Annotated in this window: 25 protein-coding genes; 19 read left to right on the top strand and 6 right to left on the bottom strand. The window is 37.2% G+C overall.

What is annotated here, in order from left to right; all coding sequences use genetic code 11:
- The first annotated feature begins 109 nt into the window (after positions 1-109).
- A complete protein-coding gene (locus ACZ41W_RS09060) occupies positions 110-1,528 on the top strand; it encodes an alpha/beta fold hydrolase (RefSeq protein ID WP_464311654.1) in 1,419 nt (472 codons plus the stop codon).
- Between the two features lie 126 nt (positions 1,529-1,654).
- On the opposite strand, the gene ACZ41W_RS09055 is transcribed toward ACZ41W_RS09060, so the two are convergent.
- Positions 1,655-2,836, bottom strand: coding sequence for an NAD(P)/FAD-dependent oxidoreductase (locus ACZ41W_RS09055; RefSeq protein WP_464311653.1), 1,182 nt, complete (start codon positions 2,834-2,836; stop codon positions 1,655-1,657).
- Positions 2,837-3,166: 330 nt separating this feature from the next.
- On the opposite strand from ACZ41W_RS09055, the gene rd reads away from it, so the two are divergent.
- The 7 genes from rd to pcp all read left to right on the top strand — a co-directional run bounded on the left by rd (position 3,167) and on the right by pcp (position 6,796).
- On the top strand, positions 3,167-3,325 hold the full coding sequence (rd, locus tag ACZ41W_RS09050) for a rubredoxin (RefSeq protein ID WP_464311652.1): 159 nt from the start codon (positions 3,167-3,169) through the stop codon (positions 3,323-3,325).
- 36 nt (positions 3,326-3,361) lie between these two features.
- Complete coding sequence (locus ACZ41W_RS09045; protein ID WP_464311651.1) at positions 3,362-3,772, top strand: Fur family transcriptional regulator; 411 nt, start codon at positions 3,362-3,364, stop codon at positions 3,770-3,772.
- A 12-nt stretch (positions 3,773-3,784) separates the two neighbouring features.
- On the top strand, positions 3,785-4,162 hold the full coding sequence (locus tag ACZ41W_RS09040) for a desulfoferrodoxin (RefSeq protein WP_464311650.1): 378 nt from the start codon (positions 3,785-3,787) through the stop codon (positions 4,160-4,162).
- A 66-nt stretch (positions 4,163-4,228) separates the two neighbouring features.
- On the top strand, positions 4,229-4,738 hold the full coding sequence (locus ACZ41W_RS09035) for a ferritin (RefSeq protein ID WP_464311649.1): 510 nt from the start codon (positions 4,229-4,231) through the stop codon (positions 4,736-4,738).
- A 38-nt stretch (positions 4,739-4,776) separates the two neighbouring features.
- A complete protein-coding gene (gene rbr, locus ACZ41W_RS09030; protein ID WP_464311648.1) occupies positions 4,777-5,352 on the top strand; it encodes a rubrerythrin in 576 nt (191 codons plus the stop codon).
- A 245-nt stretch (positions 5,353-5,597) separates the two neighbouring features.
- Positions 5,598-6,158: an HD domain-containing protein gene (locus ACZ41W_RS09025; RefSeq protein WP_464311647.1), complete on the top strand. Its 561-nt coding sequence runs from the start codon at positions 5,598-5,600 to the stop codon at positions 6,156-6,158.
- Positions 6,155-6,796 (top strand): pyroglutamyl-peptidase I, encoded by a 642-nt coding sequence (gene pcp / locus ACZ41W_RS09020; protein WP_464311646.1) that lies wholly within the window; start codon positions 6,155-6,157, stop codon positions 6,794-6,796. Before ACZ41W_RS09025 ends, pcp begins: the two co-directional genes overlap by 4 nt.
- 32 nt (positions 6,797-6,828) lie before the next feature.
- Here pcp and ACZ41W_RS09015 read toward each other — a convergent pair whose 3' ends face one another.
- On the bottom strand, positions 6,829-7,374 hold the full coding sequence (locus ACZ41W_RS09015) for a ribonuclease H family protein (RefSeq protein ID WP_464311645.1): 546 nt from the start codon (positions 7,372-7,374) through the stop codon (positions 6,829-6,831).
- 182 nt (positions 7,375-7,556) lie between these two features.
- Here ACZ41W_RS09015 and glnA point away from each other — a divergent pair, with 182 nt between their 5' ends.
- Together glnA and ACZ41W_RS09005 are read left to right on the top strand one after the other, a co-directional pair.
- Positions 7,557-8,984, top strand: a complete 1,428-nt coding sequence (gene glnA, locus ACZ41W_RS09010; RefSeq protein ID WP_464311644.1) for a type I glutamate--ammonia ligase — start codon at positions 7,557-7,559, stop codon at positions 8,982-8,984.
- Between the two features lie 142 nt (positions 8,985-9,126).
- A complete protein-coding gene (locus tag ACZ41W_RS09005) occupies positions 9,127-10,734 on the top strand; it encodes a M20/M25/M40 family metallo-hydrolase (RefSeq protein ID WP_464311643.1) in 1,608 nt (535 codons plus the stop codon).
- Positions 10,735-10,945: 211 nt separating this feature from the next.
- On the opposite strand, the gene ACZ41W_RS09000 is transcribed toward ACZ41W_RS09005, so the two are convergent.
- The 3 genes from ACZ41W_RS09000 to ACZ41W_RS08990 all read right to left on the bottom strand — a co-directional run bounded on the left by ACZ41W_RS09000 (position 10,946) and on the right by ACZ41W_RS08990 (position 15,879).
- Positions 10,946-12,721, bottom strand: a complete 1,776-nt coding sequence (locus ACZ41W_RS09000) for a M3 family oligoendopeptidase (RefSeq protein ID WP_464311642.1) — start codon at positions 12,719-12,721, stop codon at positions 10,946-10,948.
- Positions 12,718-14,484: a M3 family oligoendopeptidase gene (locus ACZ41W_RS08995; protein WP_464311641.1), complete on the bottom strand. Its 1,767-nt coding sequence runs from the start codon at positions 14,482-14,484 to the stop codon at positions 12,718-12,720. The genes ACZ41W_RS09000 and ACZ41W_RS08995 overlap by 4 nt, the downstream gene beginning before the upstream one ends.
- A gap of 108 nt (positions 14,485-14,592) precedes the next feature.
- Complete coding sequence (locus tag ACZ41W_RS08990; RefSeq protein WP_464311640.1) at positions 14,593-15,879, bottom strand: sensor domain-containing diguanylate cyclase; 1,287 nt, start codon at positions 15,877-15,879, stop codon at positions 14,593-14,595.
- A 229-nt stretch (positions 15,880-16,108) separates the two neighbouring features.
- Between ACZ41W_RS08990 and ACZ41W_RS08985 the strand changes: the two genes are divergently transcribed.
- The 9 genes from ACZ41W_RS08985 (at position 16,109) to ACZ41W_RS08945 (ending at position 25,265) form a co-directional block, all read left to right on the top strand.
- Positions 16,109-16,549, top strand: coding sequence for an NfeD family protein (locus ACZ41W_RS08985; protein ID WP_464311639.1), 441 nt, complete (start codon positions 16,109-16,111; stop codon positions 16,547-16,549).
- 123 nt (positions 16,550-16,672) lie between these two features.
- Entirely contained in the window at positions 16,673-17,605 is a 933-nt protein-coding gene (locus ACZ41W_RS08980; protein ID WP_464311638.1) for an SPFH domain-containing protein, read from the top strand.
- Positions 17,606-17,920: 315 nt separating this feature from the next.
- Positions 17,921-18,289 carry a DUF2089 family protein gene (locus ACZ41W_RS08975; protein WP_464311637.1) on the top strand — a complete coding sequence of 123 codons (369 nt, stop codon included), beginning with the start codon at positions 17,921-17,923 and terminating at the stop codon, positions 18,287-18,289.
- A 78-nt stretch (positions 18,290-18,367) separates the two neighbouring features.
- A complete protein-coding gene (locus tag ACZ41W_RS08970) occupies positions 18,368-18,742 on the top strand; it encodes an SHOCT-like domain-containing protein (protein WP_464311636.1) in 375 nt (124 codons plus the stop codon).
- A gap of 9 nt (positions 18,743-18,751) precedes the next feature.
- Entirely contained in the window at positions 18,752-19,768 is a 1,017-nt protein-coding gene (locus ACZ41W_RS08965) for a DUF4097 family beta strand repeat-containing protein (protein WP_464311635.1), read from the top strand.
- Positions 19,769-19,800: 32 nt separating this feature from the next.
- Entirely contained in the window at positions 19,801-20,766 is a 966-nt protein-coding gene (locus ACZ41W_RS08960) for a hypothetical protein (RefSeq protein WP_464311634.1), read from the top strand.
- A 64-nt stretch (positions 20,767-20,830) separates the two neighbouring features.
- A complete protein-coding gene (locus ACZ41W_RS08955; RefSeq protein WP_464311633.1) occupies positions 20,831-22,477 on the top strand; it encodes an ABC transporter ATP-binding protein in 1,647 nt (548 codons plus the stop codon).
- Positions 22,474-24,090 (top strand): ABC transporter ATP-binding protein, encoded by a 1,617-nt coding sequence (locus tag ACZ41W_RS08950; RefSeq protein WP_464311632.1) that lies wholly within the window; start codon positions 22,474-22,476, stop codon positions 24,088-24,090. The genes ACZ41W_RS08955 and ACZ41W_RS08950 overlap by 4 nt, the downstream gene beginning before the upstream one ends.
- 23 nt (positions 24,091-24,113) lie before the next feature.
- Positions 24,114-25,265, top strand: a complete 1,152-nt coding sequence (locus tag ACZ41W_RS08945; RefSeq protein ID WP_464311631.1) for an FAD:protein FMN transferase — start codon at positions 24,114-24,116, stop codon at positions 25,263-25,265.
- A 117-nt stretch (positions 25,266-25,382) separates the two neighbouring features.
- Here the strand turns inward: ACZ41W_RS08945 and ACZ41W_RS08940 are convergent, their stop codons facing one another.
- Complete coding sequence (locus ACZ41W_RS08940) at positions 25,383-25,700, bottom strand: YbjQ family protein (protein WP_464311630.1); 318 nt, start codon at positions 25,698-25,700, stop codon at positions 25,383-25,385.
- Between the last annotated feature and the right edge of the window lie 13 nt (positions 25,701-25,713).

The following is a 25,713-nucleotide window of genomic DNA, read 5'->3' as shown; positions in this document are numbered from 1 at the left end:
AATTCCCAAGGAGTTTACAATTCCGGACTTTTTTTATTTTCAGAATTAATGTATCATATAGGTATTGTTTAAATGCAAAATGACAGTAAAAAAAGAGGAGACGTGCATTATGAAATTTAGAAACGCTGTATTGGCTATGTTTCTCGCTGCCACTTTAGTGATAGTGCCTGGATGTAGTGCGAAGGACAAAAAAGATGCAAATTCCAATAATACAAGTACTTCAAGTACGAACTCAAGTGTTCAAAAAGAAACACTTAAAGAAATTGATTTCGATGCTGAAGGCATGGCGCAAACGTTCGTCGATATGTTTACAACTGAGAAATACGATGATCTATTGACGGAATTCACTTATATTCCCGATATGAAAGATGTATTTACAAAAGAAGCAATGACAGAGATTACGAATCAACTCGTTAAGTCTTATGGCGCATTTGAAAGCACTTCTGGTGTGATGAGTCAACAAACAGAAGAGTTTCATATCGTGAGCATTGGTGTCGTGCACTTGGAAAAAGACCTCGTATATAATGTCGTATTTAACTATGAAGGTGAAATTGCCGGATTTAACTATAAAGAAATTTCTTCGGTAGAGGATTATTTTAATGCGGGCATTGCCAATGCAAAAGAATATGAAGTGACATTTGGCTCAGGTGAGTTTATCATGAATGGTACACTCAGTGTTCCAGATACGGGAAAAGAAAAATATCCTGTGGTAGTCTTGGTACACGGTTCTGGTCCGAATGATCGAGATGAAACGATTTATGGTAATAAACCATTTAAAGATATTGCAGCTGGATTGTTAAAACAAGATATTGCAGTATTAAGATATGATAAACGAACTTTTACGTATAAAGAGGCATTTGCTGCTGCAGAAGCTGCTAAAGAATTTACGATATATGATGAAGTGGTAGAAGATGCACAATACGCGGTGGATTTTTTATCCGAGCGTGATGATATTGATGCAGATAAAATCTATGTTTTAGGTCATTCTCTTGGTGGAAATCAAGCACCTAGAATTGCAAAAGACAATGATTCAGTTGCAGGGTTAATCGTGATGGCAGGGAATGTTACGACGCTTCAAAACTTAATTGTTGAACAATATAAGTACATTATGAACTTAGATGGTTCAATTAGCGAAGAAGATCAACAAAAAATTGATTATGTACAAAAAGCAGCGGATCTTATATCGTCTGATAAGTTAAAAGAAGATACCAATATCAATGATTTGATGGGTATCGGAGCGAAATATTGGATGGATATTCGCGATTACAATCCAGCAAAAGAAGCAGCAAAATTAGATATTCCGATGTTGATTTTACAAGGCGAAAGAGATTACCAAGTGCCAGCAGCTGAACTTGAGTTATGGAAAGAAGCACTGGGTGATCAAGCGACATATAAACTCTACAGCGATTTAAATCATTTATTTATGAAGGGTGAAGGCATGTCGACACCAGATGAGTACATTAAAGGAAACAATGTGTCAGAACAGGTGATTGAAGATATTGCAAATTGGATTCTTGATCAAAAATAGAAGTCTTGATTGAAATGATGAGGCTTGAATAAAAATAAGTGACTTGAATAAAAATAATTGACTTGAATTAAAATAAGGGTCGATTCGCATAGCATGATATGTGAATCAACCCTTTTCTATTTTGAATTAAAGCATGGCCTCGAATGCTTGTTTGGAAAGTTGAGCAGCCACTGCTTTTTTCAATTTCCCCGATTTAGAAATATTGCCCATGAGGATGCCGCCTACAATCTTATCGTCAACATAATAGTATTTTTCAAAATTTTCTTGATCGCCGCGGTGCGTGATTTCGTATTGATTCTCTGGATTACTGCCAACATCCCCAATTGAAAAAAGACGCATATTCATACCGTGATAAATGTTAAATGGAACGATGGGTTCATATACAGAAACGATTCCTGCAGCATTTAATCCTGCAATTTTACCTTGCTCGACAGCTTCTGGCCAAATTGCATAGTTGATGCCGTTGTATTCTGCACAATCGCCTGCAGCATAGATGAATGGGTCGCTTGTTTGCATAAAATCATTGACGATGACGCCTCTGTTAGTTGCAAGGCCGGCTTCTTTTGCCAAAGCAATATTGGCACGGATTCCGATTGAAATAATCACTAAGTCAGCTTCGATTACAGTACCATTCGACAATAGAACGCCTGTGGCAACTTCGCCGCCGACGATTTCCTGAGTCTGAACGGCTTTAATGACCTGAATTCCAGCATCTAGAACTTTCTTTTCAAAAATGATTGAAGATTCCACATCAAGTTGTCTTGGCAGGAGTCGATCCATCATTTCCAGTACGGTGATATCTATCGTTGCCCGACTGCGTTTAAGTTGCCAACCGAGTTCAAGTCCAAGTAATCCGCCTCCAATGATGACCACTTTTTTTAGTGTTGGAATCAAAGTTTTGATTTGATCTGCATCTGCTTTTGTTCTTAAATTTAAGACATTTGGGAAATGTATGCCAGGTAGTGGTGGGATGAAGTTGTTGCTACCAGTAGTTAGAATCAGCCTGTCGTAATTCAATTTTTCACCAGAAGCTAATTGAATGTATTTTTCGTTTGTGAATATCTCTGTGACCTTAGAGTTGTATCGAACAGAGATAGAACGTTCTTTGTACCATGCGTCATCATGTAAAAAAAAGCGATTCGGTAAGGATGGTTCACTTATGTACTCGGATAGCATGGGGCGATAATAGGTTGGGATAGATTCCTCTGTAATGATTGTGAATTGAGCGTCTGGAATACGTTCAAGCATTTCCTCAAGTGCTGCATAACTTGCGCCACCATTTCCTATGAGGATGATTTTACTTTTCATATGATTACCACCTTTCTTGATTTCATCAACAGATGCTAGTATGTATATACCTTTTTGGGCCAAGATTAAGCAAGTTATCGTTATAAATAATGAAATAGTTTTCTGTAAATTAGCGCTCTTTTTTGGTCGGATTGAATTAAAAATTGTTTTAGATAAGTCCTAAATGGGGTATAGATACCATGGATATGCGTACTTGTAATGAATTCATTATTTTTTCAAATTGTCGTTGACAGATTGAATAAAGGGTGGTATTATAAATTTGTAATCATTACAAATTAAAAATCGTTACACCTACGCAACAAAAAATCAAACTATAAGGAGAGTAAAAGTATGAAATACGAATGTGTAGCATGTGGTTATGTGTATGATCCAGAATTAGGCGATCCAGATAGTGGAATTGAGCCAGGTACAGCTTTTGAAGACATCCCAGAAGATTGGGTATGCCCACTTTGCGGAGTTGGCAAAGACATGTTTGAGCCGTTAAAGTAAACTTAAGTAAATCTGTAAGGAAAGAAAGGGATTTGTATGGTAAATAATGTAGGTGAATTTTTAAAAGAGAATGGCATAAAGCCTTCTTTTCAGAGAATTAAAATTTATGAGTTTTTAATGAACAGTAAGGAACATCCCACTGTTGAAAACATCTATAATGCCCTTTTTGATCAAATCCCTACTCTTTCAAAAACAACTGTGTATAATACGTTGAAAATTTTCATGGAGAAGGGCATTGCAATGGCAATTACCATTGATGAAAGTGAAGTGCATTATGACGCGTTTACCAGTCTTCATGGACATTTTAAATGTCAAAGATGTAACAAAATATATGATTTTGACGTATCGATTGATGATATCGTCAGTGAGACGTTAGAGGATTTTGAAGTATTAGAGCAACAAATGTTCTTATATGGCATTTGTAGTGCTTGTAAAAATAAGTCATAGGAGGAACTAAAGGTGAAAAGAAGCGATGTCTATAAATGTAGTTTATGTGGAAATATTGTGGAAGTCAATCACGTAGGTGGTGGAACTTTAGTATGTTGTGGACAAGAGATGGGTTTGTTGGAAGAAAAAACAGCTGATTCTGCAACTGAGAAACACGTGCCTGTGATTGAACCAATTGAAGGCGGATACAAAGTAACTGTTGGTTCAACTTTACACCCGATGAAAGACGAACATTTTATTGAGTGGATTGAACTCGTTACTGAATCTGAAACACTTATTACGTATTTAAATCCTGGTGACGAACCGGTTGCAATTTTTAAAACAGATGAAAAGGCCATTAAAGCGAGAGAGTATTGCAACCTTCATGGTCTTTGGAAAAACGAATTATAAATCACATATTGAAATGATGGATAGAGTTTAGAGAAATCTAAGCTCTATTCTTAAAAGGAGCGTATTATGATTAATCAGAGATTAGAAGATGTTATTAACAAACAAATCAATGCTGAACTCTATTCAGCGTATCTCTATTTAGCGATGGCAGCATACTATGAGAGTATTAATTTACCGGGATTTGCTAATTGGATGCGCGTTCAATTCCAAGAAGAACAATTCCATGGACTTAAATTTTATGATTACTTAGTAAGTCGTGGTGGTAGAGTGAAACTTGAAGCGATTGAAATGCCTAAATTCGAATGGAATTCACCACTTGAAGTTTATGAGCATACACTTGAGCATGAAAAACACGTAACTGCACTTCTCAATAATATTGCAGAAATTGCAGAGGAAGAAAAGGATCGTCCGACACGTAATTTGATGATTTGGTTCATTGATGAGCAAGTAGAAGAAGAAGGTTCGGCTGAAAAAATTATCAGTGATTTAAAATTCATTGGTGAAAATGGTCAAGGTCTCTTAATGTTAGATCGAGAATTGGCAACAAGGGTATTTATACCACCAACAACAGCATAATTTATAGGATCAAATGTTTAGGATAAAAGGAGAAGAACATGGCGAGCATTAAAGGGACTAAAACGGAGCAAAACTTATTAAAATCATTTGCAGGAGAGTCGCAAGCGAGATCGAGATACAATCTTTTTGCAGAGCAAGCTGAAAAAGAAGGCTTTAGACAAATCGCGGCTATTTTTAGAGAAACAGCAGATAACGAGCGCATTCATGGCGCGAGATTTTTTAGCTTTTTAGAAGGCGGCGAACTTGAAATTACAGCGACTTATCCAGCTGGAAAAGTGGGATCGACATTAGAAAACTTAAAGGCTTCAGCAATGGGCGAAAATGAAGAGTGGTCTCTTTTGTATCCTGAGTTTGCTAAAGTTGCAAGAGAAGAAGGTTTCCCGAAAGTAGCGGCGGCATTTGAATTTGTGGCAAAAGCTGAAGTAGAACACGAAATGAGATTTAACAAACTCGCTGAAAATGTTGAGAACGGAAAAGTATTCAAACGCGATGAAGTGGTTAGATGGAAATGCAGCGTATGTGGTTATGTATATGAAGGAACAGAAGCACCTGCAGTTTGTCCAACGTGTCAATATCCTCAAGAATACTATGAAATTAAGGAAACAAATTACTAAAAACAATTAAAAACAATTTATTAAGAAACAAATTATTAACAAGGGTTAGAATAGAATGAATCAATTGTTCGATTTGGAGAGATGATGAAAGATCATCTCTTTTTATTTCGCGCAATTGTTGTATCATCATGCGCTCTTACTAAATCGTGCACTCTTACTTGTAAGAAAAATATGCTGTGTTTTAATTTGTGAATGGTAAGAATATTGTGTATGATAGAGATATAGACTAAGTTGAGAGGTGGAGCATGAATCGACAAGAAGCGTATAATCTGTTAAGAACGTATGTGAGTAGTGAAAGTTTGTTGAAACATTCCTTTGCAGTTGAAGCATCTATGTGTGGATATGCTAAAATTTTTGGCGAAGACGTAGAAAGATGGGGCATGTGTGGTCTTTTACATGATATTGATTTTGAACAGTTTCCCGATGAACATCCATTAAAAGGGGTGATGTGGTTAACTGAACTTGGGTTTGACGATGAATTTGTTCAGGCGATTAAAGGTCATTCTAATGCAACTCAAACGCCTAGAACAACTCGACTTGCAAAAACGCTCTATGCAGTAGATGAGTTATCTGGATTTGTTGTGGCTGTTGCACTTGTTCGTCCAGAACGCTTAGAAAATCTTGGTGCAAAATCTGTCAGGAAAAAAATGAAGGATAAGGCATTTGCACGTGCAGTGGATCGTGAGGAAATCATCTCAGGTGCTGAAGATCTTGAAATAGCGCTAGATGAGCATATTGAAAATGTTATAACAGCATTACAAGTAAGGGATGCAGAATTAAAAGATCTGGGGGTAACGTTATTATGAAGATACTGATAACAGGGTTTAGACCCTTTGGGGGCGATACAATGAATCCATCGCTTGCTTCTGTAGAGCGTTTGAAAAGTCATTATGGTCAAATTGAAGTGATTGCCACCTCTCTTCTAGTGGTATTTCATCAATCGATAGCCGAATTAGATCTTTTAATGGAGCAACATCAACCAGATATTGTCATCTGCACAGGCCAAGCGACGGGACGCGCACAAATCACCGTTGAACGCGTGGGAATTAACATAGATGATGCGAGAATTGAAGATAATGCAGGTAATGCGCCCATTGATGCGCCTATTGTCAAGGGCGGTCCTGCTGCCTATTTTTCAAATCTACCGATTAAGGCCATGGTACATGCGATGCGTGAATCCGGCGTTCCGGCAGCAGTATCCAATACAGCTGGTACTTATGTATGCAATCATATCTTGTACGGTGTCATGCATCTTATCCATACGAAATATCCTCATGTAAGAGGTGGTTTTATTCATGTCCCAAGTGCACCTGAACAAGTGGTGGATAAGGCCAATATCCCTTCAATGAGTATTGAAATGATGGTATATGGACTTGAAGCAGCTTTGATTGCAGCTGCAAATTATACAGAAGATTTACAAAAAAGCGAAGGTGTGACTTGTTAGTCGCACCTTTTTTTATGGTGTATTTTTGATGATTAGACTCGGACGGAGTTAATCCCATCGTTAGCAAGTTGATCTGCTAAGTGATTGAGTTTAATAAGGTCCAAAAATGTCGCTTCATCAAGCTGTTGGTTATTGTCTTGATTAAATTTTGCAAGCCATTTCTGTACGTCGGCTTTTTTATTGGCATCGAGATGGCCTTTGATTTTATAAAATGTAACGCGTTCAAATGATTCGACTAATTCGAGTAATATTTCCCAAAGATCACGATTTTCAACGGGTTCCTTCTTTGAGTTGCGCCATCCATTGAGTCTCCATTTGTGATACCATCCGTTGGTAAAACAATTGACCACATAGGCACTATCTGAGTACACTTCTACGTGAACATTTTTAGAGGTAATCGCTTTTAATCCTTCGATTGCCGCAGTTAATTCCATCACGTTATTGGTCGTCATCAAAGCGCCACCGAATAGTTCTTTTGTTTGATCTTTATATTTTAATACTGCGCCCCAGCCGCCAACATTGCCCTCTTGTCCGTTTCCTGAGCATGCGCCATCGCAAAAAATGATGATTGTTTTCATAAGTCACCTCTGTAAACATTATAACAAGAGAACGAGAAGTTGACAAATAGCTCCTTTTAACGACTTAAAATAAAATTGTAAGAATTCAAAAAAATTGACAGAACATTGATGCAATTCTGAAAAAATCTGCTATGATGAAAATGGAGCGTTTAATAAAGACAAAATCATTAGGAGGCAGGACCATGTTTAGAGACCATCTGGAAGTACTTGAGTTTTGTAAAAGAAATGACATTGAATTTATTGATTTTAAAATGTTAGATTTAGCCGGGAGATGGCATCATTTAACCATTACGCCAAGACGTTTTAATGCAGAAACGATTGAAAATGGAATTGGTTTTGATGGATCAAGTTATGGTTTTCTAAGTGTTGAAAAATCAGATATGGTATTTAAACCGGATCTTAATGCTTACTTTATTGATCCGTTCAATGAAGCAAAAACCCTCGTATTTATGACGAGAATTTATAGAGTAGGCGAGCAACATACGCGTTTTGAAAGTGATCCAAGATTCATTTGTGAGAAAGTAGAAGATTACATGACGAAGCTTGGCATTGCCAATAAGGCATTGCTTGGACCAGAATTTGAGTACTATACATTTGATAGTTGTCATTATATGGCCGAAGGAAGACAATCGGGATTTGAAATCGACACTGAGCAAGCTGGTTGGAATGGCAATAAACCACAAAATAATTTTGGATACTTAGTTCACCACAAAGGTGGCTATCACGTCGATCGTCCAAAAGATGTAAATTTTGACATGAGAAATGACATGGTGCGCATCTTAGAATCCATCAATGTTCCTGTAAAATACCATCATCCAGAAGTAGGCGGACCAGGCCAACAAGAGATTGAGCTGGATTTTGAAAGACCCGTCGTAATGGGAGACCGATCCATGATGGTCAAATACGTGGTGAAAAATACGGCGATGCTCTACAATCGAACAGCAACCTTTATGCCAAAACCCATCTTCGGCGAAGCGGGAAGTGGTATGCACGTGCACATGCAGTTGTTCATGGATGATGAACCGTTATTCTATGAAAAGGGCGGATATTCTGACCTCAGTCAAATGGGACTTTACGCAATTGGGGGGATATTAAAACACGCTGCGTCGGTTATGGCATTTACAAACCCTAGTACAAACTCATTTAAACGATTGGTTCCTGGTTACGAAGCGCCTGTCAGTGTGTGTTTCGGAACTGCCAATAGAAGTTCAGTTATCCGAATTCCAGGGTATGCGACACAACCGACTAAAAAGCGTTTCGAGTTTAGACCAGCTGACGCAACTGCGAACCCTTATCTTGCATTTTCAGCTTTGATGATGGCGATGTTTGATGGAATCAAAAATAAAATTGATCCAATGGCACATAAATTTGGACCGTATGATATCAATATATTCAATTTATCAGAAGCAGAACGCAAAGACATTGGTGCATTGCCTAAAAATTTAAATGAAGTAATAGAAGCGCTTGAAAATGACTGTGACTATTTACTTGAAGGAGATGTCTTTACAAAATCAATCCTAAAAGATCAAATTGATTACCTTAGAAAAGAAGCGCATGCTGAGACGCTCATGCCAACACCGAGAGAATATAAAATGTATTATGATTTATAAAATCAAAAGCGACACTTCCTACAGATTTATGTGGGGTGTCGCTTTCTTACTATTTTAAAACTTAGGCAACATTAATCATTGTCAACACCTAAATATAATGAGATAATACAATATAAGAAAGTTTGACAAAGGACGAAAATGTATGGTTGCAAACGATAAACGAGACGTTTTATTATTATTAGATAAATTAATTAAACATAGAAGTGATAGTTTTACTGTCCATGAAAAAGCATTTGAAGCAGTCTTGCTCGATGAGATTAAAAATTTGGACTATTTTGTGGCGCATCCAGATCATTTTGGTGCATCTTCCATTGCTGGAGATGACCTCGGACGCTCTGTCATTTGGGCGCTTCATCATGAAAAGGCTGAGAAAACAGTGATTCTATTTGGTCACCATGATACAGTGGATGCAAGTGCATATGGAACGCTTGAACCATATGATTCCAATAGCCTCAAACTCCAACTTTCACAGTGTTCGGATCTTCCTGAGGATTTACAGTTGGATTTGGACTCAGATGAGTGGATTTGGGGAAGAGGCGCTTGTGATATGAAAGCCGGATTGGCGATTCACTTACAGCAATTGAAAGAGGCAACTCAACATCCAAAAGGTGTCAATCTATTGTGGATTTCAGTACCGGATGAAGAGTACCAATCACTTGGCATGCGCCATGCAACACACGTGCTACTAGAACTCAAAAAACAGTTTTCATTGAATTATGAACTTGCGCTACTTTCAGAACCACATCAGCGAGAAATGGATTGTTCATTGACGGTTTCAACAGGCTCTGTCGGAAAGATGATGCCGATGATCGTTTCTAAAGGCATTGCAGGTCATTCTGGAATCGCATATAGTGGCTTGAGCTCTGTAAGTATTGCAATGGAAGTGATTAAGGCAATCGAACTCAATACGGAGATGGGGGACACATTATATAAAAAAATGACGCCACCTCCTGCATTTTTGGGATTTAAGACCATAAAGACGACATACGATGTAACGACGCCTGAATTCACAGTGGGTTATTTTAATTGGTTATTTTTGAAAGAAAATTTGAAAGGTAAGTTTGAACAGTTAAAAGAACTCTGTAAATGGTCTATGGAAGACGCCATTAATCAGTTTAATTATTCTTATAATGAGTACTTACGCAAACAAGGTCTACCATCTTATGAAGATTGTATGTGCTTTGATTTTGAAATTTTGCTCTATGACGAACTCGTTGAAAAGGTTGTGGAGTTAAAAGGTTTAGACGTGAAAATCGAGTTTAAACAGTTTAAAGAACAGCACTTTGGTCTTGACGAAGCGGATTTGACGGCTGCCTGGATTATGTATTTGATGAATCTTTTAAATCGTAACCATCCGATGATTGTGATTGGATTATTGCCACCTTTTTATCCAGTGGTGGATAGCGGTGCTTATTTTGAAACACATTTGAGAGAACCTTTAGAAAAAAGTCTTCAAGAACGAGGAAATTCACTTATCACGGATCGCTATTTTATGGGAATTTCCGATATGAGTTATATGAAAAAGATGAAGCATGACCCAAGTGACATGATGAAACAAATGCCATTGTATCAAAATCCATATCATATTGATTTTGAAGCAATTGAAAGGTTAGATGTGGAAGTTCTTCATCTAGGACCATGGGGAAAGGATTTGCATAAAAAGACAGAACGCGTGTATCGTGAGGATGTTGTGGAGACTATTCCTCGGTTGATGAATGTCGTTTTTAATCAGATTAAAAACCGGACTTAAGTGAATATATAAATTAACCATAAGGAAAAGCTCAAAAAAAGATCACAGGAAAGTTCTCGAAATATCGGAGATACTTTCCTGTTTTTTATTGAGGGGGATTGACTTTTTGTTTTCCACTGACAACTCACATGCTTTCAACAGGTTTTTAGTAAAATTGTGGATAAGTCTGTGGATAGTGTGGGCAAACGCATGTTTGAGTGCCTAAACGCAGTTAGATTTCAAGCATTTTTTCAAAAAGATCGATATCCGCTTGAATCATTTTAAGAGATTCTCGCCAAAATTCTACTGAAGATGGATCAACAGACATGAGTTTGCATAGATCTTGTATGGAGCGTTTACCTGTTTCACTTAACATCTGCACATAGCGTGTTGGAAAATGATCTGGATCTTTGAGATACTGAGCATATAAGCCTCGTGAAAATAACAAGCCGAAGGCATAAGGAAAATTATAAAAATTTTGCTGAGCATAGTAATAGTGCGGTTTATTGAGCCACATAAACGGATGTAAGGTAGAAGCATCAAGTGCATCTCCGTACGATTTTTTCTGAGCATCGGACATCATAGTCTTGAGTTCGCCAACGGATAGGGGATGATCTTGTCTTCTAGAAAAAACTTCTGATTCAAAATAAAAACGAGAGAGAATATCCACAGTGACTTGAGTTGCACTTTGTAAGCTATTTTCTAAAATAGTGATCGCTAAATCGCGATCAGCCTCTTTGAGTACCGCATTTCTTACAATTGTTTCGCAAAATATAGATGCGGTTTCTGCTATTGGCATAGGGTAAGTCGTGTTGAGAATACTTTCTGTTTTAAGGCAATGACCGTGAAATCCATGACCGAGCTCGTGTGCAAGCGTCAAAACATTCTTAAGTTTACCGTTAAAATTCACGAGAATCCGACTCTCTCCAATACTCGGTAAATTGGAACAAAATGCACCACCGCGTTTTCCTTCTCGAGGTTCAAAATCCACCCACTCTTGTTCAAAAGCACGCTCGGCATACCTAGAAAGTTCTGGACTAAAATCCCCGTAGTACTTGACAATAAAAGCTTTTGCTTCTTCGATGGAGTAGGTTTGATCTGCTTGCGTCAGTGGCGCAAATAGATCGTAGAATGGCAGTCCGTTCTTATGTCCCAGTGCTTTTGCTTTTATTTGAAGATACCGTCTAAACTGCGGTAAAAACTCTTCGATTGCCGATAGCATGGCAGATAAAACTTCAGGCGTCATGCGAGCGTTAAACAAAGCTTCAGAAAGTGGGGATTCAAACCCGCGAAGTTTAGCGAGGGTAATGACCTCACCTTTGATGCTATTAAGTGCTGCAGCTGAGATTTCTGCATGTTTTTCATAGGCGCGCATCTCTGCTTCATATCCTGCTCTGCGAACAGATGGATCGGTGTGAAATGCTAAATTTCGGATGGCCATTATGGGAAGCGCTTGATCGATGCCATCTATGCTGACGATTTCTGTGACTTGTGATGTTGTTTTACTTTGTAACATTTCCCAAGCGGATGAACCGGTGGTAGATAATTGAGCAATCAATAATTCTTCTTCTTGAGATAATAAATGTTGTGCCGAACGCTTTAACTGAGATAGATAGAACAAGTGCGACGCAATAAAAGGTGACTGACTCGCAAGTGCATCTAAGTCAGAGACGTCTTTTAACCAGTATTTAAAGGCGACCATTGAAGGTGTCAGTTGATTCCAAAAAGTGTGTACTTTGCTTTTTAATACGATGGCTTCTTGGCATTTAGTATCCGCTGCAAATTTTAAATGCCCAAACGCTTGAAGCTTTTGAAGGCGTTTTGTATCGGCTATACGATGGTTCAGAAAATGTTCTATCGCCTGAATTTCCTCATTATGATGAGAAAGGTACTCGCAAGCGAGTACCTCATATTTATTGGCAAGTGTTGAGGCGATTTGAAGATCTGAAAGGTAAGCCGCATCTGTAAAACTTAAGTAGAGTGCGTCTAATGACCATTCATTTTTCATTTTTGACCTCTTGCTAGTTCTATGAATTTATGGATATCAGATTGGATCATACCGAGAGAAGCATCCCAGAAAGCTTCGTTTTCAACATCGATGTCCATGATTTTACATACGTCAACGACGCTTAAACGTCCTGAAGCTGCTAAAAGATCATCGTACTTGCTTTTAAAGAATTCAGGATTTTCAAGGTATTTTGCATACAATCCTTTTGCAAATAACAATCCAAATGCATAAGGGAAGTTATAGAAGTTTAATCCTGCTGAATAATAATGTGGTTTAATGAGCCACATATACGGATGGAGTTTCGTTGCATCTAATCCTTTTCCGTAGGCTTGTTTTTGAGCATTTAGCATCAGCGTATTGAGTTCTTCTACTGAAAGCGGATGATCTGCACGTGTTTCAAAAACCGCTGTTTCAAATAAGTAACGAGAGTAGATATCACAAATAACTTGTGTTGCGTCTTGTAGTGAATTTTCTAAAATCGTCATTGATTCTTCAGGCGTTGCAATTTTAATCGCTGCATTGTTGACGATGGTTTCGCAGAAAGTTGAAGCAGTTTCAGCTAATGGCATTGGATAGTCAATGTTCAAAGCGCTTTCATCATTGGTACAGATTGCATGATAGCCATGACCGAGCTCATGTGCCATCGTGATAACATCTCCTAAATTACCAGTGTAGTTAAGCAATACTCTAAATTCGCCAATGGTGTGAAGGGATGCACAGAATGCCCCACTTACTTTACCTTCTCTTGGCTCAACATCGATCCACTCTTTTGAAATCGCATTTTCAGCGATATCAGCGAGTTTATCTGAAAATGCTCTGAAGTTGTCCACTACAAATTTTGAACCTTCTTCATAAGTAAACTTCTTAGTTGAAGATCCTACTGGTGCAAAGAGATCATAAAATGGCAAGCCATCTTTATTGCCTAACAGCTCCGCTTTTGTTAACAAATATTGTTCAAAAGTAGGGATGGTTCTTTTGATGCTGTTCATCATGGCATCGAGAGTTTTTTTCGTCATTCTTGAATTTTCAAGCGTCATATGAAGAGGGGACTCATAGCCTCTGATGGCTGCCATGGTAATCACTTCGCCTTTGATGCTATTCAGTGACATGGCAACAGCTTCTGCTACTTTGCTATAAGCATCAAGTTCGGATTCGTAAGCAGTTTTGCGAATCTCAGCGGAAGCATCGTGCGCTAGATTTCGAACCACTGTAATTGGAAGTGATTGTGCTTTACCATCAAGGGTAATATCACATTTTAATGTCGAAACGAGCTTGCTCTGCAATGTGCTCCAAGCAGTAGATCCAGTAATCGCGAGTTTAGAAGCGAGAATTTCTTCTTTTTCTGAAAGCATATGTGATGCCGATTGTTTGAACTCATTTAAAATAAAGATAAACGACTTCAAATACTCATTTGAATCAATGAAGTGTTCTATATTGTCAACGGTGTTTAAAAATTTTGCTAATTTAGATTGCGCCAACGAAATGCCCGTATATAAAGTACTGAACTTATTCATGGATGCAAGTGCTTCTTCGCTAGATGTATTAGTTGTAAATGTCAAATTCGCATAATTACCTAGTTTTGAAGCGGTTTTGTAAAGCGATTCACTAAGTCTTAAAAAGGATTCAAGTGATGCGACATCACTCAGTTCATTGGCAACGCTATTGAGTTTATCGATTTCTTGTTCAAATTGAAAAAAATCATTTTTGAATTCTGCAGAATCAAATCCAGAATACAATTCATTAAGTGACCATTTTAATGTCATAGATGCCTCCCATATATTTAGATAAACTAAGTATTCAAAATTATTATAACATACGTCCCAAAAATTACATTAAAATCAGATAAAAAAAAGGACGCATTGCGTCCCGTTTTAATTTGAAGAGTGATCAGGTGATTTTTCTAAAATAATGGAATCGTGTGTGAGTTTATAGTGATTTTTAAACTCGTACATGCGAATGTCAGCAATTTTCATAAGAATATCATAAATCATTGAATCATCAGGAGAAACGGCAATTCCGTAACTAAAACTTACGGGTAAATCGTGTCCGTTATATCGAATAGCAGATGATTCACACTTTTGGTAAATTTGCTCCATTTTTTCTAGCGCACGGTCCATGGAGATGCTTCTTAACAGAATAACGAACTCGTCCCCACCGATTCTTGAAACTATATCGGTCTCACGGATAGAATCATATATGATATCGGTAAATTTTTTTAAGATAATGTCACCAGCACCGTGCCCAAAGGAGTCGTTAATTTTTTTCAAGTGATTTAAGTCGCATAACACCAGTGCGTAATTTTCTGCCTCTTCAAGTTGATGATCTTCTCTGAGCGAAGTGATTTTTTCAAAATAATTACGATTTAATGCACCCGTGAGTTTGTCAAATTTGGAGAGATTGATGGTTTCTTCAACAAGGTATTTGCTCTTTAAAGCAATGGCAATTTGCGTAGAAAAGTAATGCAAGAGCTGTTTGTCCACTTCATCAAAAGCATTGCGTTTGACGCTATCAATATTGATGATAGCCACGATTTGACCATCGATGATAATAGGTGAACAAAGTGCTTCTTCAATGGCAAGTCCCCCTGCCTTTTCTAAGTGTGCATTTTCCTCTTTATTGAGATATTTTTCATCATATTCACGGATATTTTTCACAATAATGGGTTCTTCGTAGTTGCCGTGAGAGTTCATAAAAAGAAAGGTATCTTCAAGTGCCATGGTCACGTTCTTTAATTCGTTTAAATCGTAGCCAATACAAGTTTGGAACTCATATTTGCCCGATTTAGAATTGTAGAGCAGAATGCTTCCCTTTGAAGCATTTTCAATGACGTCAATGGCAGAGTTTAGAATCACAGAATAATAATCTTTTGAATCGTTTAGGTCCATAAACAGATGATTCACTTTTAAAAGAGTGTCTAGAGTACGACTTTTAAAGTGATTAATCCTCTCTAAAACGGGCATCTTAATCTCATACTCACGTAGCAAACGCTTATAATTCTGATAAGCGACATAAGCAAAAATACTGATGATTATTACGAGTAAAGACCATTTTAAGTAAAAGGGAATACGTTCAAGTACCCATGCAATTGGAAAGGAAATTAGGATGTTCATGAGCAAGTAAATTGGAAGTTTAAATGTCGTTCTCGTTTTACGTTTCATAGCGCGCCCCTTTGACTCTATTCACCGATTTGTCGGATTTTTAAGTTGCATTTAATAGTTTTTTAAGACTTTTGGGTTATAACTAAATATAACAGATGAATGATTCTACAGAAAATAGAAGAATGATTCAATATGAGCTAAATAAAATGATATTTAAAATATAAGGTCAATGTCCTATTATTATATAGGAAAAATGAACGCAAATAAATAGATTAATATGGAGGTCAATATGAGTGGAGAGACATTATCAATTATTTGGGCAGGTTTGATTGTATTTTTTGTTTTGGTCGAGGCTTTTACGATGGGATTGACATCCATTTGGTTTGCGGTTGGCGCTTTAGCGGCTCTCATTGCTTCGGCACTTGGTCTAAATATTATTGTACAAGTGATTTCGTTTATTGTACTAGCAACGATCATGATCGTATATACAAGACCACTTGCGAGAAAAGTGTTTAAAGTAGGACAAACGAAAACAAATGTAGATGCTTTAATTGGAAAGCGTGGAATTGTTATTAAAACGATTAGTAGTTTTGAACTTGGTCAGGTCAAGTTAAACGGTCAAATTTGGACTTCAAAAGCAATGGATGAGATGTCACACGAAGTGGGTGAAGAGGTGGAAGTAATTGCAATTGAAGGTGTCAAATTGATTGTAAAAAGAGCAGAAGAATAATCTATAAAAATCTATTGAATCGGTTATATTTGAAAATATAATAAAGATAGAGGCATTTGCAATTATTTATGAAAATTTATATAAATAATGTGGGTTTAAAACAATTTAATTAGGAGGCTGTATATGGGTTACATTATTTTCTTTTCATTATTAATCTTGTTGCTACTTTTGATTGCATCCAATATCAGAGTAGTACCACAATCAAATGGATATGTCATTGAAAGACTCGGCGCTTATTTGACAACTTGGGAAACAGGATTACACTTCAAAATTCCGTTAATCGACAGAATTTCTAAAAAGGTATCTTTAAAAGAGATGGTAGCGGATTTTCCACCACAACCAGTTATTACAAGAGATAACGTTACGATGAAAATTGACACCGTTGTTTATTACCAAATCACTGATCCAAAACTCTATACGTATGGGGTTGCAATGCCGATTTTAGCAATTGAAAATTTAACGGCAACGACATTACGTAATATTATCGGTAATTTAGAATTAGATGAAACTTTGTCATCTAGAGATTTAATCAATACTCAAATGAGAGCAATCTTAGATGAAGCAACAGATCCATGGGGCATTAAAGTGAATCGTGTAGAACTTAAAAACATTTTACCACCTAAAGATATTCAAGAAGCAATGGAAAAACAAATGCGTGCAGAACGTGAAAGAAGAGAATCGATCTTAAGAGCAGAAGGTGAAAAACGCTCGGCAATTTTAGTTGCAGAGGGTCAAAAAGAAGCTGTTATTTTAAGCGCAGAAGCTGAAAAGACAAGCGCAATTTTAAGAGCTGAAGCGAAGAAAGAAGCACAAGTTAGAGAAGCAGAAGGGGAAGCAGAAGCAATCCTCAAAATTCAAAAAGCGACTGCTCAAGGTTTAGAGATGATCAAATCAGCTGGTGCAGACCAAGCTGTATTAACACTCAAAAGTTTTGAAGCCCTTACTAAAGTAGCGGATGGCAAAGCGACAAAACTCATTATTCCATCAGAATTAACAAGTGTTGCAAACTTAGTTGCAACAATTGGAGAAGTGGCTGGAATTAAAAAAGAGGTATAATGGATCCCGTAAATTAACACACGTTATTCGCGATTCATACAGAGAGACACGAGTCAAATCAGACTCGTGTTTTTTTATTCTAAAAAAGATCTCCTTAAAGTGCAAATGAAACACTTTTGAGGGTGGATTAAACACTACCATCGGAAATGCATATCGGCAAATGAAAGTATAGCAAATTAATAAATTTAATTTCACAATTAAATAAATTAACTTTAAAGTTAGAATTTGGTTAAAATATTGATTTTCGATTGACTGATGATTGAGATAGGCGTATTTTAGAATTAGAAGAACAAGTACGAAAGAAAGAGGTGTGAAATGAAGCGAATTGTTTTAGGGAAATGCCCGGTGTGTGACGCGAATTTAAAGGTCGTCAAACTTCACTGTAATCAGTGTAAAACCAGCATTGAAGGGGATTTTGTATTAGATAAGTTTAACTATTTAACCAGTGAACAAAAGCTATTCATTGAGATATTTATTAAAAATCGAGGCAATATCAAAGAAATTGAGAAAGATTTAGGCATTTCCTATCCAACGGTTAGACGTAACTTGGATCAGGTCATTGAAGCGTTGGGATATACCGTAAAACCATCTGAGGAAGAAATCAGTCGGAAAGATGTTCTAGAAAAACTCAGCAAAGGAGAACTAACGGCTGAAGAAGCATTAAAGAAAATCAAAGGAGAATAACGCATAAAAAAAGAATAGCTCATAAAAAGTAGAATAGCTCATAAAAAGTAGAATAACACATTTAAAGGAGGGTAACACATGAATGAAGATGTCATGAAAATTTTGAAAATGATTGAAAGTGGAACTATATCTGCAGAAGATGGTATGCGTCTCATCGATGCAGTAAGTAGTGGAACAACGACTAAAAAGCAAAGCGACTCTTTAAAATCACCAAAGACGATTCGCGTGTATATTGAAGATATGAATAAAAAAGAAAATTTGGACATTAAATTGCCATTTGCCATTTTCAAAGCAGGACTTAAAATTGGCGGAAAGTTTTCTCCAGAAGTGGCAAAATTGTTAGATGAATTAGATCAGGGTGAAATTTTAAAATCAGTAGAAGACGGCAATCGTGGTGAAATCACACGCGTTACAACGAGTGATGGACATGTCATTAAAATTTATGCGGAGTAGGTGAAAAATATGAGTGATAAATTAGAAATTTTAAAAATGATTGAAAATGGTGAAATTACCGTTGAACAAGGACTTGAGATGATTGAAGCGGTTGAAATGACAGAGAAAACAGAAGATCAACAGCGCGCTGAGATTTATCGCAAACCAAACAATGAAATGGATAAAATGCCAAAGACAACTGAAAAGGAAATGGAGCAAATTGAGGGCGAAATCTATCCGACAAAGGGCGAAAAAATGTTGAACTTCGATGTATCGCTTGTTTCTTGTAAGATCAATATCGAAAAATCCATGGTAGATGATGTTACAGTAGAGTTGATGGATTCGAAAACACGTGAATTCATCAACCAGCCAGATTGGCTCGAGATTACCGAAAAAGGGGATACCATCACCATCAAAGAAAATAGAATGACGGATATAACGAGCATTTTTAATATTTTTAGAAATGGTTTTTCTGCAACAACCCCTATCATGATCAATGTAAAACTTCCAAAATCTGCATCGATTGATCGTGCGAGCTTTAGAAATGTGTCGGGGTCGACGTCACTTATTGGACTCAAAGCAATTGACATTGAAGTAAAATCTGTAAGTGGAAAAGTGCACATTGCAGATGTTGTGGCTAAGAACTTTCAGGTAAAAGAAACGTCTGGTTCTATTATTGCTGATAATGTAAGGACGGCCAATGGTGTGCTTAAATCCACATCGGGTAAAATTAAATTCATCGGAAATGCCATTCGTTTAGAAGGTAAAAATGTCTCAGGTTCAATTGAAATTGAATGTGGAGATTCAAACGAAAATTTAAATTTATCCACAGTTTCGGGAAAAATCATCGTGAATGTATCGCAACCTGAATCTTATAATTTAAGTTTGACAACGGTATCTGGATCAATAGAGACCAATGGATTTGCCATCGTGGATAAATCACAGCCAGCTAAACGAAAAGTGTTTGTCGATAATCGTTCGGAGTATAGACAAATTCAAGGTTCATCTGTATCAGGAGGCATTATACTCGATAAAATTGAACGGTAAGAGAGTGGAGTGAGGGTTTTGGGGAGGTAAACATGAATCAATCATTATTAGAAAATTATTATGATAAAAGAGGATTTGAAAACTGGCAAAAAGAAGAAGCTGTGCGCACAATCGTCCATTTAGAGGCGGCCCTAATGCGCGATGGATTGTCATTTGAGTCAGTGGATGTCCATTGGATCAAAAACTATGTGAGAGTTTTAGTGGATACTCAGGTAAGTGAGCTTGAGATGATACTCGCTCAGGCTCGATACTTCTATTTAATAGGCCGCAACGAAATATACATTTACTATACGTCATTACTTGGTGGCGTGGGCGTGATGGAATCTATCGAGAAACATGTGGAAGAGTTGGTGGGGGCAGACAGAGCAAAAGATATTTTTAATGTGGTGTCTAAACCGAGAATTGGCTCTTCTCCAGAAGTATTTCCACAGTATACAGCTGAAATAATGAAGTCGGCGGAAGCTAAAATGACGCCGAGAGAAATTCAGTTGTCCTTTGCTCATAATAATCATGGGATTTCTGCAGAACCTTTTATTAAAGAACGTGAAAGATTACATGAACTCGGTGACTTAGATGCGTATTTAGCAGATTATCAGAAAAGAAAAATAGAGGAATTACAGCAGTATTGTGACGAAAATCGCGTGTGGTTTGAACAGAAAATCACTCAAGCCGTTGTGGATTATGCAGCGTCTAATCAAGAAATCATGTCTGCAGTAAGAGTTGGCAATGTCCTTTACGCCACGAAGATTCCTTATGATCCAGATAACTATTTAAAAGCGACCGATGATAAAATGAAACGCTATTATGCATGCCACTGCCCTTTTGTAAGAGAGGCTATCTTAAATGATCAAGAAATCTCGGAAAATTGGTGCTATTGTAGTGGGGGATTTTCTAAATTTCCGTATGAAGTTATATTAGAGCGACCTCTTGAAGTTGAACTCTTAGCGTGCGCATTGAGAGGCGATCATGTGTGTCGATTTGCAATAAAATTAGATTAAGCGTCGAGGTTCTTACGAGATCTTCTACGACAGATTGAGAGAAGCAATTTATAAGGGGGTCAACATGAAAGAACTGTTGATGAAGAGAAAAAAGGCATTTACAACCTATATCATTGCCTGTTTTTTTCCAGTAGTGAATCAACTGCTTGGAAGTTTGGGTATTGCATTGTTCTTTGGCGTAATAACAAAGAACAGCATGACGGCACTATATCAGACAATTGGCATTATGTTGGGATTGATTGTGTTTGTCTCTGGATTTCAATTCTTGTCACGTATGCTAAGAATTCGATTTATGAGAGATACCATTTTAGATATACGATTGGCGGCATTTGATAAAATCATCCATATGGATTACGAAAGATTTGGAAAACAAACCAAAGAGGTGTATTTATCTAATTTGATTAATGATATCAATATCTTTGAACAAAACTTCTTTGTTAAACTGCTAAACGTGATCTTTAGAGGTGGCGTTTATGTGATTTCATTGATAATATTAGCTGTCATGGATTGGAAGTTTGCTCTCATTCTTGGGATATTGTCGGTGATTGTTCTAAAAATTTCTCAAAAGTTTGAAGCAAAGACGGTTTCTCTTCAAGAACAGGTTTCGACTTTGAATGAAGAGTTTTCAGTGAAAGCATCGAATACATTTAACGGGCTTGAAATCTTAAAGCTCAACGGAATTGAAGACAAGTTTTTAGATCAAACGGTACACTCCATACAAAAAGTGGAACGCAAACGGTTTCATTTTACTTTGTTTACTGAGAGTCAGAAAAGTCTAATCGGAATTATGACGTATATTATTTTCATTGGTATTTTGGTCTATTTGATGGAAATGGCCTTCAATGGAGCTTCAATTATGAAAATCACATTTATGCTTCAGATCGCCAATGGATGCATTTGGCCGATTAGTCAAGTATTACCACTCTGGAATGATGTGAAAGCATCTGCAAATATTTATGAAAAAATCACAAAAGATCAGAATGAGGATGTTCAAGTGGTTCAAGGACGTCTGCCGTTCTCGTTCTCCGAGAAGATTCAAGTGTCTCAATTGAATTTTTCCTATGAGAATCAAAATGTGATTAAAAATGCAAATTTTACAATCGAAAAAGGCAAAAAATACTTAATCAAAGGTGCTAGTGGAAGCGGTAAGACGACGCTTATGAAAATTCTTTCTAAAATATATGAAGGGTATTCAGGTAAAATTCAGGTAGACGATGTAGACTTAAAAGACATTTCCACGAAGTATTTTAATGATAATATTTCCTATGTCTTTCAAGAGGTATTTTTATTTGAAGATACATTGAGAAATAATATCACTTTGTTTAAAGACTATTCAGAAGACGCGATCCTTCATGCCGTTAAACTTTCAGGGTTGTCGGATTTTATAGACGATTCTCGGGGTGGTTTGGATATGAAGATTGAAGAAAATGGCAAAAATTTGTCAGGTGGTCAGCGTCAAAGAATTTCCATTGCAAGGGCGATTCTCAAACAATCCGATTTGCTATTTGCGGATGAAGCGACTTCTAGTTTAAATGAAGCGTTGGGCAGCGAGATTGAAGCAACTATTCTTGGACTGGATCAAACGGTTTTAGCGATTTCTCACAGATTCTACCCAGGAATTACCAATCGATACGACTATGTTCTCGAGATTAAAAATGGTTCAATTATACAATATGAGAGTGAATTGTATTTCGAGGAGGTAGTCGCATGAAAAAAGCATTATTGAAAGTTCTACCAGCGCTGTTATTTGCATTAATCATTGCAACCGCCAACCAAGTGTTAGATGGACTCGTGTCCATTCGTATTATGAAAGTGGTGGACTGTGTTACAACTCAGAATCACACGATTTTTCGTCAAGAGATTGGGAAACTTCTTATATATGCGGCAATTTTAGTGCCTCTTGGATTCCTCATGGCATATGGGAAAGGACTTTATAAAAAACAAGCGATTGTGACGCTAAAAAAACATTACATTCAAAAGATATTTAATAAGGATATCAATCAATTTCAGTCTGAAAATACAGCGGTTTACTATAGTACATTAACGAATGATCTTTCGAATATTGAGATGAATTATATCGATGGCATTTATGAAGTGCTTATGAATATTTCAAGTTTTATTGTCGGAATTGCGATCATCACATATGTCAGTCCATGGGCTTTGTTGGCAGGTGTCATCGTAGGATTGGTAGGGGCTTTGGCGACAATTGTCGTGAATAAACCTTTACAGAAGCATCAAATGAAACGAAGTGAACTTTACAAAGATTACACAGCCTATATCAAAGAATTTCTCAGTGCTTTCCACATCATCAAATCCAATAACATTGAGAGCAAGGTAAAGGAAGAATTTGAGCGAAAATCGGAATCCATTCAAGACAAAGGGTATCATATTGATAAAATTGTTAGCTACATCGGTATCATTCAGAATTTTGTGATGTATACGACGATGTATGGCATGGTAGCAATGTCTGTATTCTTAGTTCTTAGAGGTGAGCTGACACTCGGTGGGGTCGTCCTGATGTTAACAGCTCTTGAAAAAATCATGAATCCAATCATGATGATCGGCGAATGGCTTCCAAAAATTTTGTCTACTAAAGGTTTGTTTGCTAAGATTGATACATTGTTGCTCAATGTAGAAAACAGTACTGAAACCACTCAGATTCAGTCGTTTGAAGAACAAATAGAATTTGAAAAAGTAGGATTTTCTTATGGTGAGAATTCAGTTCTTAATAACGTCTCTCTAAACATTAAAAAAGGTGAAAAATATTTGATTATCGGACCAAGTGGGGGAGGAAAATCGACTCTTCTTAAGTTAATCCGCAAGTATTTTGAACCGTCCAGTGGTATAATAAAGATGGACCATCAAGATTTAAATGAGATTACTAAACAATCGTATTTTAAGCAGTTGGCCAATATTGAACAACAGGTGTTCGTTTTTGAGGATACCATTCGAAACAATCTGTGTTTATATAAGCCTTATTCTGAGAAAGAAATCAATGAAGCCATTGAAAGGGCTGGATTGAAAGATTTCATAAAATCTCATCCTGATGGATTAGATCGGATGATTTACGACAATGGTAAAAATATTTCAGGTGGAGAACGGAGTCGTCTAGCAATTGCGAGAGGCTTGCTTCAACAATCGAGTATCATCATCTTAGATGAAGCATTTTCAAGCCTGGATCATACGGTTGCAAAGGCTATTGAAAAAACACTTCTTTCATTAAAAGATGTAACTGTGATTAACGTCAGTCACGTTGTATTTGATGAAACAAAACATCACTATGACGGCGTCTTTGTTGTTAGAAATCAGACGGTGTATGAATAGAAAAATTAGCTATGGAGGTTTCGTTGACACAAAAGTTATTCAAGAAGTTTCAAAAAAATATAAGCCTTGTGCTGGTTATAAGCACTGTTTTATGGATCAGCGGATGTCAAAACATGAAAACTGAAGCTGAATCTGAGTCTGGTTCTCAGACAGGTTCTGAGTCAGAATCTGCAACGCTGTATCAGTCAAATGTGAGAGTGGATGAAGCCACTGGCGCTACGGTCACATCGCAACAAAGATTGCTCATGAGCACTGTGGTTTCGGTTGCTATTTACGATGAAAAAAAAGTGCCAGATGAAGATTTCGAGACGATTTTTAATGTGATCAGTCAATGGGAATCCATGCTATCAAAAAATATTGAAACCTCAGAAATTAGTCAAATCAATCAGCAAGCGGGTCTCAAAAGCGTTCAAGTTGACGAGTCAGTTGTCGAATTGATACAAATTGCCAATCGGTATTCAGAGTCCTCGGAGGGCCTTTTTGATATCACCATTGGACCACTTGTTGATTTATGGGGAATTGGGACAGATGAGGCGCATGTACCAACCGAAGATCAGATTGAAAGTGTTCGTGCTTTAATGGATTATCGTGCCATTGAGTTAGATGAGCAAAATCAAACTGTTTATTTACCGACTGCAGGCATGTCAATTGATTTGGGAGGCATTGCCAAAGGGTATATTGCAGATCGCGTGAAAGAGACAATCCTCGAACTCGGATACGAAAGTGCCCTAATTAACTTAGGTGGAAACGTCTTAACGGTGGGCAGTAAGACCGACGGTTCATCTTGGAAAATTGGCATACGAAACCCTCAAGCAGAAGATGGCTCGGAGCTCGGTTACGTGGAGGTGAATAATCAATCGGTGGTATCTTCGGGTACCTATGAACGTTTTTTTACTGAGAACGGACAAGTGTATCATCATATTCTAAACCCATTTTCAGGTTATCCTGAAGACAATTCACTAGAGGCAGTAGTGATTGTCTCTGATCAATCTGTCGATGGGGATGCGCTTTCAACGACAGTATTTTTATTGGGTCTTGAAAAAGGAGAGACATTTATTGACTCGTTGGACGGTGTCGAGGCAATCTTTATCACATCAGATCAAACAATCACCGTAACAGGTGGGTTGAAAAATCAATTTAAACTCACTGAGGAATCTTATCAACTCATGCCATAAATAATCGTAAAGAAAATAAATAATCACAAAGAAAAATAACTAACTACAAAGAAAAGAACAGCTAATGCTCACTTATATGAGAATTAGCTGTTCTTTTTGAGTAGGAATGTTAAATATTTATTCTTCATAGATGACCGCTGTTCCGCATACGAGAATTTCAGCAGCACCTTGAATGACACTGGATGAGGAGTAGCGAATGTTGATGACGGCATTTGCCCCTAAGGCAACGGCTTCATCCACCATCAATTTTGTAGCGATCTGCCTTGCTTCATTGAGCATTTCGCTGTATTCTTTCATTTCACCTCCCACTAAATGTCTAAAAGCAGAAGCGATGTCTTTTCCGACATGTTTTGCACGAATGGTACTACCTGAAACCATTCGAATGGTTCGAACAATTTTTTTGCCTGGAATATCAGGCGTATTGACTAATAACATGTTCATGCCTCCT

It is taken from the genome of Fusibacter fontis (assembly GCF_055378735.1).
The sequence above is the reverse complement of the archived record's forward strand: the minus strand, read 5'-3'. Positions and strand labels throughout refer to the sequence as shown.

Coding starts and splice junctions, on each gene's coding strand:
- ACZ41W_RS09060 (WP_464311654.1), top strand. CDS start 110: ATGAAATTTAGAAACGCTGTATTGGCTATGTTTCTCGCTGCCACTTTA.
- ACZ41W_RS09055 (WP_464311653.1), bottom strand. CDS start 2,836: ATGAAAAGTAAAATCATCCTCATAGGAAATGGTGGCGCAAGTTATGCA.
- rd (WP_464311652.1), top strand. CDS start 3,167: ATGAAATACGAATGTGTAGCATGTGGTTATGTGTATGATCCAGAATTA.
- ACZ41W_RS09045 (WP_464311651.1), top strand. CDS start 3,362: ATGGTAAATAATGTAGGTGAATTTTTAAAAGAGAATGGCATAAAGCCT.
- ACZ41W_RS09035 (WP_464311649.1), top strand. CDS start 4,229: ATGATTAATCAGAGATTAGAAGATGTTATTAACAAACAAATCAATGCT.
- rbr (WP_464311648.1), top strand. CDS start 4,777: ATGGCGAGCATTAAAGGGACTAAAACGGAGCAAAACTTATTAAAATCA.
- ACZ41W_RS09025 (WP_464311647.1), top strand. CDS start 5,598: ATGAATCGACAAGAAGCGTATAATCTGTTAAGAACGTATGTGAGTAGT.
- pcp (WP_464311646.1), top strand. CDS start 6,155: ATGAAGATACTGATAACAGGGTTTAGACCCTTTGGGGGCGATACAATG.
- ACZ41W_RS09015 (WP_464311645.1), bottom strand. CDS start 7,374: ATGAAAACAATCATCATTTTTTGCGATGGCGCATGCTCAGGAAACGGA.
- glnA (WP_464311644.1), top strand. CDS start 7,557: ATGTTTAGAGACCATCTGGAAGTACTTGAGTTTTGTAAAAGAAATGAC.
- ACZ41W_RS09005 (WP_464311643.1), top strand. CDS start 9,127: ATGGTTGCAAACGATAAACGAGACGTTTTATTATTATTAGATAAATTA.
- ACZ41W_RS09000 (WP_464311642.1), bottom strand. CDS start 12,721: ATGAAAAATGAATGGTCATTAGACGCACTCTACTTAAGTTTTACAGAT.
- ACZ41W_RS08995 (WP_464311641.1), bottom strand. CDS start 14,484: ATGACATTAAAATGGTCACTTAATGAATTGTATTCTGGATTTGATTCT.
- ACZ41W_RS08990 (WP_464311640.1), bottom strand. CDS start 15,879: ATGAAACGTAAAACGAGAACGACATTTAAACTTCCAATTTACTTGCTC.
- ACZ41W_RS08985 (WP_464311639.1), top strand. CDS start 16,109: ATGAGTGGAGAGACATTATCAATTATTTGGGCAGGTTTGATTGTATTT.
- ACZ41W_RS08980 (WP_464311638.1), top strand. CDS start 16,673: ATGGGTTACATTATTTTCTTTTCATTATTAATCTTGTTGCTACTTTTG.
- ACZ41W_RS08975 (WP_464311637.1), top strand. CDS start 17,921: ATGAAGCGAATTGTTTTAGGGAAATGCCCGGTGTGTGACGCGAATTTA.
- ACZ41W_RS08970 (WP_464311636.1), top strand. CDS start 18,368: ATGAATGAAGATGTCATGAAAATTTTGAAAATGATTGAAAGTGGAACT.
- ACZ41W_RS08965 (WP_464311635.1), top strand. CDS start 18,752: ATGAGTGATAAATTAGAAATTTTAAAAATGATTGAAAATGGTGAAATT.
- ACZ41W_RS08960 (WP_464311634.1), top strand. CDS start 19,801: ATGAATCAATCATTATTAGAAAATTATTATGATAAAAGAGGATTTGAA.
- ACZ41W_RS08955 (WP_464311633.1), top strand. CDS start 20,831: ATGAAAGAACTGTTGATGAAGAGAAAAAAGGCATTTACAACCTATATC.
- ACZ41W_RS08950 (WP_464311632.1), top strand. CDS start 22,474: ATGAAAAAAGCATTATTGAAAGTTCTACCAGCGCTGTTATTTGCATTA.
- ACZ41W_RS08940 (WP_464311630.1), bottom strand. CDS start 25,700: ATGTTATTAGTCAATACGCCTGATATTCCAGGCAAAAAAATTGTTCGA.